The following is a 14177-nucleotide window of genomic DNA, read 5'->3' as shown; positions in this document are numbered from 1 at the left end:
GTTTGCTTGGAAATCTGAGCGAATCGTTGCTTGACCTGAGCAGTTCACCGCGGGACCCGAGCGATTTGTCGCTTGACCCGAGCAGTTCACCGGGGCCCTGAGCAATTGACGGTTTTCCCCAGGCATTTGACATCGTCCGTAAAAAATCAACTTCGACCACATAACATAAGACTTATTTAAGTAAATGTTTACTAATGACTAGCTTTTGAATTTCGCTTGTACCCTCGTATATTTCTGTCACCTTCGCATCACGGAAATACCGTTCTACTGGGTAGTCTTCTGTATAGCCATAACCACCAAAAATCTGTACCGCCTCGATTGCCGTTTGTACAGCTGTGCGTGAGGCAAAAAGTTTTGCCATGGATGCCTCTGCTCCGCACGGCAACCCTTTTGAGCGTAGATCCGCTGCACGATATACTAGTAATTTTGCTGATTCTACAGCAGTTGCCATATCAGCAAGCTTGAAGCCAACCCCTTGTTGCGCGGCAATAGGTTTGCCAAATTGAACACGCTCTTTGGCATAAGCAGTAGCTGCTTCTAGCGCTGCTTCAGCAATACCTAAAGATTGTGCAGCAATACCAATACGTCCTACATCTAAGTTAGCCATCGCAATTTTAAAGCCTTCCCCTTCCTCCCCAAGAAGGTTTGCAGCTGGAATACGACAGTTATCAAATGTTAATTGGACTGTACGTGAACCATGTAAGCCCATTTTATGTTCATCTTTCCCTATGATTAAGCCTGGTGTTCCCTTTTCCACAATAAATGCTGAAATACCGCGTGTTTTTGCAGTAGGATCTGTTGATGCAAAGACAATATATACATCTGCTTCTCCACCATTTGTAATAAACACCTTGGAACCATTGATGACATATTCATCCCCGTCTCGCACCGCTTTTGATTGCAGAGAGCCCGCATCAGAACCTGCGCTAGGCTCTGTTAAACAAAATGCTCCTAAATATTCACCTGCAGCAAGCTTTGGAACATAACGTTTCTTCTGTTCATCGTTACCAAAATAAATAATAGGGTTTGTTCCTACCGAAGTATGTACAGATAAAATAACACCCATTACTGCACTAACTTTCGATAGTTCATTTATAGCAATTATGTACGATGTAAAATCCATCGCAGAGCCGCCTAATTCTTCTGGGGTTGTTATCCCCATTAAACCTAATTCTCCCATTTGCGTAAGTAGCTCACGTGGAAACTCGCCTGCTTCCATACGCTCTACCCACGGTTCAATCTTTTCTTGAGCAAAACTTCGAACCATATCACGCATCATTATTTGTTCATCTGTAAATCGTAATTGCATCTATAATGTCACCCCTAAATGTTGTCCCGTATCATTCCATTTCGTTTGAATCGCCCCATCCCCATAGGATTATTCGTAAACGTAAAAGCCTCTTCCTGATTTTTTACCTAGCCAGCCTGCTGCCACATATTTACGTAGCAATGGACAAGGTCTGTACTTACTATCACCTAAGCCCTCATGTAAGATCTCCATGATGGATAGACATGTATCAAGACCAATAAAGTCTGCTAAAGTTAAAGGCCCCATTGGATGATTCATACCGAGCTTCATCACATCATCAATGGCTTCCTTCGATGCTACACCCTCATACAGTGCATAGATGGCTTCATTGATCATTGGTAGTAAAATACGATTTGAAATAAAACCTGGGAAGTCATTTACTTCCACTGGTGTTTTCGATAATTTTACTGTCATGTCTTCAACGGCTTTGTAGACTTCATCACTTGTAGCTAGCCCTCTAATAATCTCCACAAGTTTCATAACAGGTACAGGATTCATAAAGTGCATACCGATTACTTGCTCTGGACGATTTGTAACAGCAGCAATTTCCGTAATTGGTAAAGATGATGTATTCGTAGCTAAAATGGCATGTGCCGGTGCAATCTGATCAATTTGCTTAAAGATGGATTGCTTCACTTCCATATTTTCCACAGCTGCCTCGATGATAATATCTACATCACTAGCATCCTGTAAATCTAGTGACATACTAATACGACCTAGAATAGCCACCTTCTCATCCTCAGTTTTACGACCCTTTTCGACATCACGTGTCAGGTTTTTCGTAATCACCCCTAAACCGCGCTCGAAAAATTCTTGCTTCATATCGTTCAGTTTGACATCATAGCCAGCTTGTGCACAAACTTGTGCAATGCCAGAGCCCATTTGTCCTGCACCAATAACCATTACCTTTTGAATACCCATCATTCATGTCCCCCTGTTTTTGGTACTTCGATCATAATCGCATCGCCTTGCCCTCCGCCTGAGCAGATAGCAGCAATTCCGATACCACCGCCACGGCGCTTTAATTCATGTGCAAGTGTTAAAATAATGCGTGCTCCAGATGCTCCAATCGGATGACCTAATGCTACTGCACCACCGTTAACATTGATCTTTTCAGCATCTAAATCTGCCAGTTGCTTGCTAACAAGAGCTACTGCTGCAAAGGCTTCATTAATTTCAATGACATCAATGTCCGCTAATGATTTACCCGTCTTTTTCAGTAACTTGTTAATAACAAGCCCCGGTGTTTGTGGGAAATTCTCTGGCTCAATAGCAAGCTCTTCATGGCCGATAATAACCGCAAGTGGCTCTCTACCTTCACGCATTGCACGTTCCTCACTCATTACTACTAAAGCACATGCACCATCGTTAACGCCAGGTGCGTTACCTGCTGTAATCGTTCCGTCCTTGTCAAAGGCTGGTCTGAGTTTTGCTAGTACCTCCATTGACGTACCAGCTCTTGGTGCCTCGTCTGTATCGACTTGAAGCGGCTCTCCCTTACGTTGTGGAATTTCCACAGGCACGATTTCCTCAGCAAAGTAACCGTTGTCAATTGCTGCAAGCGCACATTCATGACTACGAACAGACCAAGCATCCTGCTCCTCACGACTTAAAGAAAATTCATTCGCTGTCGTATTGCCGTAGCTTCCCATATGTGGCCTTGCCTTATCAAAGGCACATGTTAAGCCATCATGTAGCATGCCATCTACCATTGTTGAATCGCCCATGCGTAAGCCTGTTCGACCATTTTGTAGATAATACGGTGCATTGGACATTGACTCCATACCACCAGCGATAATCACTTCTTCGTCCCCTAATCGAATTAGCTGATCAGCTAGTGTTACAGCGCGCATACCTGATGCACAAACCTTATTAATCGTTTCTGTTTTCACCGCTATTGGTAAATTTGCTTTTATTGCAGCTTGCCTTGAAGGAATTTGGCCCTGTCCCCCTTGTAAAACGGAGCCTAAAATCACTTCATTCACTTCATCTGGCGAAATATTCGCTTTCTCAAGTGCCCCTTTTATGGCGATTGCACCCAAATCACTTGCGCTTAATGCTGATAGTGAACCCCCAAATTTACCAAATGCAGTTCTTGCTCCTGCTAAAATTACAGCTCTATTCAAGTAAAACACCCCTTTTGTTTTACGTTCTAGAAGAAGTATCAGAGCATTTCTGTTGACTGAACGCTCGCTCGACCTCTTGCTATGAAAAATGGGAGTTTTAAGTTAACTCCCATTCCCATTTAATCTTATTCTACAAAACAATTATTTATTGTGCAATTTATATTTTTCAGATAACAAAAATATTTCTGCAATAACTATCATTTTTCTGCGTTAGTCTCTGCATTCTTGTCTTGTTCGACATTTTCTACAGAAGCTACTACTTCTTCAACCATCACATCCGCTGCTTCTTCAACAGACTCTTCGACAGCTTTCACTTTTTCACCAAACACAGAACGCTCTAATAGCTCTGCAACATCGAATGTACTGATTGTATCCTCAACTTCTTTTGCCTTTGTACCATCTTCAAGCATTGTTAAACAGTAAGGACATCCAGAAGAAATAACTGATGCGTCCGTTGCTAAAGCCTGCTCTGTTCTTGCTACGTTAATACGGTTGCCGACATGCTCTTCCATCCACATTAAACCGCCACCTGCGCCACAGCACATTGCTGTCTCACGATTACGCTCCATTTCCACAAGCTTAACACCTGGAATACCACGTAGGATCTCGCGTGGTGCATCATAAACATCGTTATAACGACCTAAATAACAAGAATCGTGGAACACAATTGTTTCATGAACTTCGTAATTTAACGCTAAACGATTTTCATCAATCAATTCATTTAATAGCTCAGTATGGTGATAAACCTCGCCCTTCCAGCCAAAATCTTGATATTCATTTTTAAAGATATTATAAGCATGCGGATCGATTGTAACGATTTTCTTAACGTCGTTTTTCTCAAATTCATCAATATTCGCTGTAGCAAGCTCTTGGAATAAAAACTCATTTCCTAAACGACGAGGAGTATCCCCTGAGTTTTTCTCTTTATTTCCTAAAATCGCAAACTTCACGCCTGCCTCGTTTAATAAGCGACAGAAAGCTAAAGCAATTTTTTGTGAGCGGTTATCAAATGCACCCATTGAGCCTACCCAGAATAAATATTCCATTTCCTCGCCTGATTTTTTCAGCTCTTTTACTGTCGGAATATGAATTGTTGGATCTAGGTCACGCCAGTTTTCTTTTTCTTTACGGTTCAAGCCCCATGGATTGCCTTGACGTTCGATGTTTGTCATCGCGCGTTGTGCGTCAGGGTTTACTTTCCCTTCAGTCATCGTTAAGTAACGGCGTAAGTCAATAATTTTATCGACATGCTCATTCATTACAGGACATTGATCCTCACAGTTACGACAAGTCGTACATGCCCAAATCTCTTCTTCCGTAATGACATCGCCGATTAAAGAAGGGCTGTAAATATCTTCAATGACTGCGCCCTCAGCACCAGCTGCCATCGCTAACTGATTCCCCTTTGTATTAGCAAAGAATTGATAAGGTACCCAAGGTTTTTGCTTTGTCACAACAGCACCTGTAAATGTTAAGTGATCACGAAGCTTCACGATTAAATCCATCGGTGATAACATTTTCCCTGTTCCTGATGCTGGACACATATTTGTACAGCGTCCACACTCTACACAAGAATATAAATCTAGCATTTGTTTTTGTGTAAAGTCTTCAATACGTCCAACACCAATTGCTGGAATATCATCTTCATCTTCAGCATTTTCTAACGCTTCAAAGTCGATTGGTGTTAGCGTACCTGTACGATCTAAACGATTCATGTACACATTGATCGGACTTACAATCAAGTGGAAGTGTTTCGATTGTGGTACATATACTAAGAATGTCAGTAAAATTAATAAATGCGCCCACCACATCACGTAGAACACAACTGCCGCTGCTGATGCTGGTAGGAAGCTGAAAATAGCAGCAATACCAGATGCTACTGGCTCAGTGTATGATAGTTCTTCACCATGCCAAATTAATCCCATACCATTTGCAAGCAATGTTGATACCATTAACCCGCCAATAAAAATTAAGACAAGACCATTTTTCCAGCCTCGTTTTAGACGTACTAGCTTTTCTACATAGCGACGGTAAAATGCCCACACAACCGCCACTAAAATCATTAATACCACAAGCTCTTGGATGAATGTAAAGACACTATAGAAAATGCCAAGTGGCAGATGTGATCCAGGTACTAACCCCTTCCAAATTAAATCAATAGCGCCTAGCTGCACCATTAAAAATCCATAGAAGAACATTACGTGAATTAAACCACTCTTTGGATCTTTTAATAGCTTATTTTGGCCAAACACATTGACCATAATATAGCGAATGCGTTCTTTAACACTTTCATCAAACTCAACCTTTTTCCCCAATTGAACATACTTATAGCGTGTTTTTAACAGATAGAAGAACAATCCTACTGCATAAAGCACAACCACGACTGTTAGAACAATGTTTGCAATTAGTAATGGACTCATGGTTGGTCCCCCCTTTAATTTGTCGTCAATTTCTCTCTTTGTGATAAATTCGCTAGCTCATACGTAAATGTACATCATTTCATCATTATATTCCTATTCTAATAAATGAGTGAGCATTCAGTCAACATAAAACGGAAATATTTCTGATAATTTTATATTCTTACATTTTACAAGAAAAAAAGCCACCCTGAATTTTTTTAGAGGGCATTGAAAAACTAAAGAGATTTATTCATTTATATTATAAATCTACCTTTTGATTGTATTCAGATACTCAAAAAGTCGATTTGCATCATGTTTTTGATGGCAAATCGACTTTTTTAAGTGTGCTAGATTTCAAAGTAGGATCTTAGTTGATAAAAACTGAATTATTCCGATAAAAGCTAAAATTATTCCGATAAAATGAGATTTTGTTCCGATAAATCTTCAAAGTACAATCAACCTATATCAAATGTCATCCACAGCTTTTGGAGATCAAGTTATTTTTTAAAGACATTGCCACTTCGAATATATTCAATATCTGCAACATTCAATCGATGATTAACAACTCGTGCAACCGCAAATAAATAATCCGATAGACGGTTTAAATACTTTTGCACAATTGTCGGTACATCTTCAATTTCCTTCATAAGCGTTACCATTTGTCTCTCTGCTCGACGCGCTACAGTGCGAGCAATGTGCAAGGTTGCAGCTGCTGGTGCACCACCTGGTAAAATAAAACGCTGTAATGGTGGCGCTTCATCTGATAATGCATCAATACGAGATTCTAACACTTCAATTGGCTGCTCTGTCAGCTTATAATGTCGTTCCTTCATGACGTTAGCAAGGTCACCACCTGCATCGAAAAGCTCATGCTGAATCGTTTCTAAATCAATTAAAATATCCTTGAATAACTCACGATCTAATTCACTTACTGCCTTGCCAATAAAAGAATTTAACTCATCAATTGCCCCATATGTCTCTACGCGTAAACTATCTTTGTCAACACGTCCCCCTATAAGACTTGTTTTCCCCGTATCGCCAGTTTTTGTGTAAAGCTTCATTTCTCTCATCTCCTAGAATTTATTTTTATCAATTTCACTTTGGCGTAATTATAGCTGACGCTACAATAAATCATCTGTAGCTGTCGCTTTGCTTTCGCTACAATAAATCATCTGTAGCTGACACTTCGCTTTCGCTACAATAAACCATTTGTAGCTGACGTTTTGCTTTCGCTACAATAAACCATTTGTAGCTGACGTTTCACTTTCGCTACAGAAAACCCTCTACTGAATGAAGATAATTTTTTATTGCCTGTACAGTTGTTTCAAAAACACCTTTACCGATAATTTTGCCTACATCTGTAATTGGGCCACCGTACTGCATTTCTTCCCCTTTTTGTGTCGCCGCAATTAATAAACTATCTGTAGCAGTACCTGTTGCAATCGTACCACTAAGCTCATCACGAATATTTTCTGATTGCAATGCCTTTGTTTTTGCCTCATTAGCTGTCATCATTGCTTGGAAAAACGCTTCCTCTGATAAGCAACCATTAACGATGACCCATGTATTTATAGTACCAATATATGGCTCATCCTGTCTTTCATGTGCACGTGACACATCCACTGCATTACCAACACCAGCCGTAACAGCAACAAATACGCTACCAAAAGATGCTTTAAATTCATTAATGGCTACAAGATTTGTCGGGACAGCTGTTAACATAACGACTGTACTTGTAGGTGAAAAATGCTCCTTTTGTAAAAATTCAGCGACCTCTTTCTTTACATCACTAATGACATAATCTATTGGTACAGAGCGATTTAATAGGCAATCATACCAACCGATACCCGGATTATGGACTGCTGAGGAAACCGTTTTTAACGGAAACTCTGATTGAAGCTGAATGTAATGATCCGTAACAGTGAAATTTTCCTTTTCGATGACAGCACGTTGCTGATGTTCGACTGAAGCTGGCATCATTGTTATTTGAGGCTTTGGAATTTCAGGATGTGCATAAGTCGCTACTCGCGCATGATAAACATCTTCAATTTGCGAAGCGATTAATACTTCATGTGGTGCCCCAAATGCTCGCATTCTTCCGCCTTCCATTAGTAATAATTCATCACAATAGAGGGCAGCTAAATTCATATCATGTAGTACCATAATAACGGTTAATCCACATTCAATTGCTTCTTTTCGCACCATATCTAAAATTTGACGTTGATGGGCAATATCTAGATGGTTCGTCGGCTCATCTAGCAGTAATATTTCCGACGTTTGCGCAAGGGCTTGGGCTACAAAAACTCGTTGTTGTTCACCGCCCGACAAAAATTCCATCGGTGTCTGTTCATAGCGTTTCACACCTGTTTGTAGCATCGCATGTTGGACCGCTTGTTCATCGCGTTCAGTCCAGCTTGAAAAGAAGCCTGTTTGATGTGGATAACGTCCAAGTGATACCGCCTCACGTACACTATTTGTAAAGGCATTCGCATGTAATTGTGGTAGCACTGCCATTTTTTTCGCCAATGCACGGGCATTATAAGCGTTAATATTTTTACCGTCTACTAATATAGTGCCTGCAGTTGCTGGTAGTATGCCACTCATTACTTTTAACAGTGTGGATTTTCCACTACCGTTCGGGCCTAAAATCCCTAATATTTTTCCTTTTTCAACGGAAAAACTTATATCCTGGACAATCGGCACGTCTTCATAGCCACCAGAAAGATGTTCAACAACAATCATGCCCGTCCCCCCTTGCTTCTACGTTGCTTATAAAAAATATAAGAAAAAACGGGTGCGCCAATAAATGCAGTAATTACGCCAATCGGTAGCTCTCTTGGCATAATAATTGTTCGAGCTATTAAATCACAAATAATGAGCAAAGTTGCCCCATTTAAAAATGATAATGGCAATAAATGACGGTGATCTGAACCCCAAAGCATCCGCGTCATATGTGGTACAACTAAGCCAACAAAACCAATCGTACCAGAAACCGCTACAGCTGCTCCTGTCAACATTGACCCGCCTACCAAAATTATATATTTACTACGCTTAACATTAACACCTAAATGCTTCGCGCGTTCCTCTCCATATAACAGAACATTTAACTCGCGTCTTTGTGTCCAAAGCATGATTGAACCAATTATCACAAACGGAATAATCATTTGAACATAAGGCCAACCTCGCATTGATACTGAGCCGAGCAGCCATCCCATAACTTGTCGTAGCTCCTCACCAGATAATGCAATCATTAATGAAATCAAGGAGCCTAAAAATGAACTAAAGATGACCCCTGTTAAAATAAGAGTTTCCATTTTTAGCGTGCGGTCTACTATTCTAGCAAAGCCCATGACAGCTACCATCGTTAATATTGCACCTATCATACTGAAGATTGGTAATGCATAATTCCCTATTACTGGAATTGATATACTAAAGAAAATCGTCATAACTGCGCCAACTGATGCACCCGAAGAAACACCTAACGTATAAGGATCTGCCAAAGGATTTTTTAATAAGCCTTGAAAAGCTGCCCCTGCAATGGCAAGAGAAGCCCCGACAAGTCCAGCCAGCAGAACTCGAGGTAAACGAATTTTCCATAAAATATTGGCAGCTGTTTCATCTGCCGCCTGATTCCACAATACTTCTAGTGGAATATGAACTGAGCCTATCGCTACGCCACACCAGATGCTAATAATTAGAAGCGTAATTGCTGTTACATAGGCTATAAACGTTCTACTCATTTAAAGGCTCTCCCCCTTAGTCAATCTGTGCCTATATTTAACAACTTGTTTTTCTGATTTATCGATGCATTTTAGCTTTTATCGCCTACGATTGTGAATTTATCGACATCAATCATACAAAACAAATAACCCCTCATCATAAAAAGATGAGGGGTTCAAATTTGCACAAAAATACTTTTACAAAATCCACCACCCTATCCTCGTAGGCTGTAACGTGTTTTCTATAAAGGCAGGTCTCCTGGCTCGTGCTCCATTCGCTTTTCCATGCCTTCCCGAAATTTTCAGTGGCGAAAATTGAAAAAACTCACACATACAGTGGCGGGACCGCATCGGAATGACACCGATTTCCCTTTTCACTTTACATAAGTAAAGAACCTTTATAATTTTCAGTTGATTTTATTATACATGAAAAAAATAGAAGTCGCCTCGATTCGAGACAACTTCTAATCAAATCAATTATGCTCCGGCATAATTGCGTCCGAAGGCTTTAGACCAACATGATGTTTTTTTGTGCGAAAGCGTAGTGCTAGCGCAGCGTCAGCGGCATGATGTTTTTTGTGCGAAAGCGCAGCGTCAGCAACAGTTGTTTTTTGTGCGAAAGCGCAGCGTCAGCAACATGATGTTGGTCACTCAGTTGTTACCACAAGACGTGGCGTTTTTAGACTAAGTTCCTCTATTTCGGCAGGTATTTGGACACCCGCTGAAAGAAGTTAAACTATATCAGAAAAATACTGAACCGTTTTCATTGGCGCACCCATTTCTCGCAATGCCCATGTGCTCTCTAAATAAATATCTGCTAGCTTTTCATATTTACCGCCGAATTTATGTGCCCATTCGATCGCTACAACACTTTCATATACATGTGCCATTTTTTCTGCAACCTTTTTTGCCTCAAACGTTTTCGTTGCTTCATCTAAGCCGCTAAATGTTCGCAATGTCAAGTCTAGTTTTGCTAATTGCTCCTCTACAATTTGAAGCAATGGACTGTCAGCTAGTTTTTCTAGACGTTCCTCCATGACACGAACAAACAATTCATGCGCTTGAAACTTATCTACTAAACGAATGAGTTCTAATGCTAAAATATTAGCAGTTCCCTCCCACACAGTCAGCACCTGTGCATCTCTTAATAAGCGAGGTGTAACGAAATCCTCAATATAGCCATTCCCTCCATGTAATTCAATCGCTTCACTTGCATAATGGACCGCTTGCTCTGCCGTTTCTTTTTTCATAATAGCAATATTTAAGCGATTCATAATGATGTCCTGTTCATTACCCTGTCCACTTGTTACTTTATCGTAGAGCTGAATTAGATCAAAAACAGTAGCAACTTCTACATGAAGCTTGGCAGCAAAGTTCCCTAATGTATCCTGAATCATAGGATATTGCGTTAAAGGCTTGCCAAATGCATGACGATTTGTCACATAGTGCTTCGCCTCCAAAAAACCACGGCGCATAATGCCGATAGAAGCAACAGCATTGCAAATTCTTGATAAATTAAGTGCCTCCAACATATAATAAATTCCTTTATTCGGCTCACCGACAACATAAGCTAATGCACCATCAAATTCCACCTCACCAGAAGGTACTGCTCTAACACCAAGTTTATCCTTTAAACGTCGAATACGGAGGTTGTTAACAGTGCCATCCTCATTGCGCCACGGGACCGCAAATAGAGTTAAACCTTTCGAGCCTGCTTGAGCCCCTTCCATACGGGCCAATACCATGGCAACCCCACACATTCCTGCGTTTGACGCGAAATATTTCTCACCAAATAAACGATACTGATTACCGTCTTTTCTTGCCTCTACAACGTTCGCACCAACATCAGAACCACCTTGACGCTCCGTTAAAAATGTAGCTCCCTCATACAGCTCGGTATCTCCTGTTGCACAAACATGTGGTAAAAAACGCTCCTTCACCTCATCGCTCGCATAATGATCAAGTAAATAAGCCGTTGCCATTGTTAACGTAACAGGGCAATAAAAGCCTGGCTCTGTATGGGACAGTATATAACCTTGAGCAAAGCTATACACATAGTTACCCTTTCTACCTAATTGCGGAATATCCTTATGCACATAGCCAACAATACCCGTATTGTATGATTCTTCAATTGTTTTTTTATAGCCATCATTAACCCAGACCTCTGACACTTCTTCACCATATGCATTATACCTTTGTAAGCGAGGTTCACCCTCTCGATCCGTATGTTTGGCTCTTACATCAATATCTCCAGCACAAAGCTCACCGAAATCTGTTAGCTCACGTGTTGCATATTCTGCAAACTCTTTATCTAGCATCATTTCTAAAACTTTATGAAGTGTGTCGTTATCTTTAAAAAAGTTCGTTGTTCTCATTTCTGCCTGCTGTAAAACCTTCATGCTATCTCACCTCTTGTCCTTTCAAGGTTTGTTTTAATATTTTGCCTGATGCATTTCGTGGTAGCGCTTCCACACGTTCAAAGATGCGTGGAATTTTATATTTAGCAAGATGCTCCTCTAAGTAAGCTTTAAGTTCGTCCTCGTCAATTTCTGTTTTAGTGGCATAGACGGCCTTCACCGTTTCTCCCCACTCCGGATGTGGAACACCTATTACAGCAACTTCAAATATCCCCTCATAGCTCAAAATTCTATCTTCAATTTCTTTCGGATAAATATTCACACCACCTGAAAAAATAACATCCTTTTTGCGATCAACAATCCAAATATAACCATCCTCATCTATGCGAGCTAAATCACCTGTTTTTAGCCAGCCATCTATAAATGCAGCCTTTGTTGCGATTTCATCCTTGTTATAGCCCAGCATATTGCCTTCACCAAGTAAGACAATTTCTCCTACTTCACCAACACGAACATCTTCTCCGTCATCGTTAATAATACGCAGCTCTGCTCCAAGTGGTGCACGCCGACCAATACTTCCTGCCTTCGTTGCATGCTCTTCACCAAGCAATATTGAACCGTTTGGACCAGCCTCTGTTAAGCCATAGACACAGGTTAAATTTTCTGTTCTGAAAGCTTTTTGTAAATGACGGACTTCATTTTGTGATAACGGTGCGCCACCATAAGCCCACCATTTCATCGAGGATAAATCTGTTGTTTGCAATCTTGGCATTTGGGCTGTTAACAAATAGGCGACAGGTGCACCAAAGAAATGTGTTGTCCTTTCCTGCTCGATTGAATCAATAAACAAATCAGGTGTAAATGTCGGTGTTAGCACGATAGTTGAGCCTACAAGTACGCCTGCCATTAAAAATAAATGCAATGGAGCTGAATGCGTCAACGGCATCATGAGAAGGATTCGGCTTTCTGGCTTTACTTCCATTTCTACTGCAATCATTTGTGCTACCGTTAATATATTGCGATAGCTAAACAACACACCCTTTGGTTTTCCAGTTGTACCCGATGTATATAAAATCGTTGAGACATCCTCTTCATTCAACTGGCAATCGATTGTTTGAGTGCTTGCATGTTGAATAAGAGTTTCATAGTTTAGCCAACCAGCATGCTCTTGCCCTGTTTTAATTTTTAAAGGAACTACCGTGATATTTTCCACTGCTGCAAAAATTGCTTCATGGGCTAGAATAGCTTTAGCGTCTGCATGTTTCGCTACATACTCGACCTCTTGTAGCGTAAATTTCGCATTTACTGGAACGACAATAGCTCCAATACGCTGAATTGCAAAATAACTAACAACAAACTCTACAACATTGGGCATAAAAATGATGACTTTATCGCCTTGTCCCACACCTTGATCTAATAAGGCATGACTAAAACGCGTCACTTGCTCATCTAAATCACGATAGGTCACTCGTCTACCTTGACAAATAACCGCTTCGCTCATAGGATACTTTCGCGCATTACGTGCTACCAAATTCGAACTATTCATCGTGCATCTCTCCCTTTAAAGTCGCTAATTTTTCAGTAAACACACCTTGTAATTGCTGCAACTCATTTTTCATTTGTGTAAGCTCTGCTATCTTACTATCAATCTCTCGAATTTTTTGCTCCCCATATTCAACTGTACGCTCCAATTGCTGAATACCCGTGCGATCAAAATCAAACAGCAATACCATTTCCTTAATCTCCTCAAGTGAAAAACCATAACGCTTTCCTCGGAAAATAAGCTTAAGCTTCGCTAACTCTTTTTTTGAAAAGGTTCGTTGATTAGTAGATGAACGATTAGGATGAAGCAGCCCAAGCTCCTCATAATAGCGAATCGTCCGTGTTGAAACATTAAACTGCTTAGCCACTTCTTGAATCGTCTTCAACATCATCATCGCCTTCCGATTTTCCATCAGTATACCATTGACGCTAACGTAAATTTCAACGAGATATTTGAAATTTACAGAAAATTATTGTTTTAAGAAGATGAATTGATCGGTTTAGGGGTTTTATTCGATGCTGGGCGGGGCTATCCTCGATTTCGGTGGTTCTATCCGTCGCCTCAGCTTTTTTCCGTCGCTCCGAGGATTCTTTCCGTCGCTCTGGCGGTTCTTTCCGTCGCCCTGGTAGTTCTATCCGTCGCCTCAGCTTCTTTCCGTCGTCCTTGCAGTTCTATCCGTCGCCCTTGCAATTCTATCCGTCGCCCTTGCAATTCTATCCGTCGC

The 14177-nt window shown here is 40.8% G+C and carries 12 protein-coding genes and 1 riboswitch; of the genes, 2 read left to right on the top strand and 10 right to left on the bottom strand.

The genetic code is table 11. From position 1 onward, the window contains the following. Window positions 1-172: 172 nt before the first annotated feature. The 7 genes from QRN68_RS10420 to QRN68_RS10390 all read right to left on the bottom strand — a co-directional run bounded on the left by QRN68_RS10420 (window position 173) and on the right by QRN68_RS10390 (window position 9574). A complete protein-coding gene (locus QRN68_RS10420; protein WP_285396818.1) occupies window positions 173-1309 on the bottom strand; it encodes an acyl-CoA dehydrogenase in 1137 nt (378 codons plus the stop codon). A 69-nt stretch (window positions 1310-1378) separates the two neighbouring features. Next, a complete protein-coding gene (locus QRN68_RS10415; RefSeq protein ID WP_285396817.1) occupies window positions 1379-2230 on the bottom strand; it encodes a 3-hydroxybutyryl-CoA dehydrogenase in 852 nt (283 codons plus the stop codon). Then, complete coding sequence (locus tag QRN68_RS10410) at window positions 2230-3435, bottom strand: acetyl-CoA C-acetyltransferase (RefSeq protein WP_285396816.1); 1206 nt, start codon at window positions 3433-3435, stop codon at window positions 2230-2232. Before QRN68_RS10410 ends, QRN68_RS10415 begins: the two co-directional genes overlap by 1 nt. A 197-nt stretch (window positions 3436-3632) precedes the next feature. Further along, complete coding sequence (locus tag QRN68_RS10405; protein WP_285396815.1) at window positions 3633-5855, bottom strand: heterodisulfide reductase-related iron-sulfur binding cluster; 2223 nt, start codon at window positions 5853-5855, stop codon at window positions 3633-3635. Between the two features lie 476 nt (window positions 5856-6331). Continuing rightward, window positions 6332-6895: a cob(I)yrinic acid a,c-diamide adenosyltransferase gene (locus tag QRN68_RS10400; protein ID WP_285396814.1), complete on the bottom strand. Its 564-nt coding sequence runs from the start codon at window positions 6893-6895 to the stop codon at window positions 6332-6334. Window positions 6896-7103: 208 nt separating this feature from the next. Beyond that, complete coding sequence (locus QRN68_RS10395) at window positions 7104-8576, bottom strand: adenosylcobinamide amidohydrolase (RefSeq protein ID WP_285396813.1); 1473 nt, start codon at window positions 8574-8576, stop codon at window positions 7104-7106. Continuing rightward, window positions 8573-9574 (bottom strand): FecCD family ABC transporter permease, encoded by a 1002-nt coding sequence (locus QRN68_RS10390; RefSeq protein WP_285396812.1) that lies wholly within the window; start codon window positions 9572-9574, stop codon window positions 8573-8575. The genes QRN68_RS10395 and QRN68_RS10390 overlap by 4 nt, the downstream gene beginning before the upstream one ends. Before the next feature lie 211 nt (window positions 9575-9785). Further along, a riboswitch (cobalamin riboswitch) is annotated at window positions 9786-9968 on the bottom strand. A 161-nt stretch (window positions 9969-10129) separates the two neighbouring features. On the opposite strand from QRN68_RS10390, the gene QRN68_RS10385 reads away from it, so the two are divergent. Beyond that, on the top strand, window positions 10130-10288 hold the full coding sequence (locus QRN68_RS10385; protein ID WP_285396811.1) for a hypothetical protein: 159 nt from the start codon (window positions 10130-10132) through the stop codon (window positions 10286-10288). Here the strand turns inward: QRN68_RS10385 and QRN68_RS10380 are convergent. From QRN68_RS10380 to QRN68_RS10370, 3 genes are read right to left on the bottom strand one after another with little or no spacing between them, the layout of a single operon-like run. Then, window positions 10285-11952 carry an acyl-CoA dehydrogenase family protein gene (locus QRN68_RS10380; protein ID WP_285396810.1) on the bottom strand — a complete coding sequence of 556 codons (1668 nt, stop codon included), beginning with the start codon at window positions 11950-11952 and terminating at the stop codon, window positions 10285-10287. The genes QRN68_RS10385 and QRN68_RS10380 overlap by 4 nt on opposite strands. Before the next feature lies 1 nt (window position 11953). Continuing rightward, entirely contained in the window at window positions 11954-13456 is a 1503-nt protein-coding gene (locus tag QRN68_RS10375; RefSeq protein WP_285396809.1) for a class I adenylate-forming enzyme family protein, read from the bottom strand. Beyond that, window positions 13449-13838: a MerR family transcriptional regulator gene (locus QRN68_RS10370; protein ID WP_285396872.1), complete on the bottom strand. Its 390-nt coding sequence runs from the start codon at window positions 13836-13838 to the stop codon at window positions 13449-13451. Before QRN68_RS10370 ends, QRN68_RS10375 begins: the two co-directional genes overlap by 8 nt. Before the next feature lie 105 nt (window positions 13839-13943). Here QRN68_RS10370 and QRN68_RS10365 point away from each other — a divergent pair. After that, window positions 13944-14177 (top strand): hypothetical protein (locus tag QRN68_RS10365; protein WP_285396808.1); only part of this gene is annotated, 234 nt, incomplete at its 3' end.

Source organism: Lysinibacillus sp. fls2-241-R2A-57, assembly GCF_030209535.1.
GTDB lineage: Bacteria > Bacillota > Bacilli > Bacillales_A > Planococcaceae > Lysinibacillus.
This window is presented reverse-complemented; position numbering and strand designations above follow the sequence as displayed.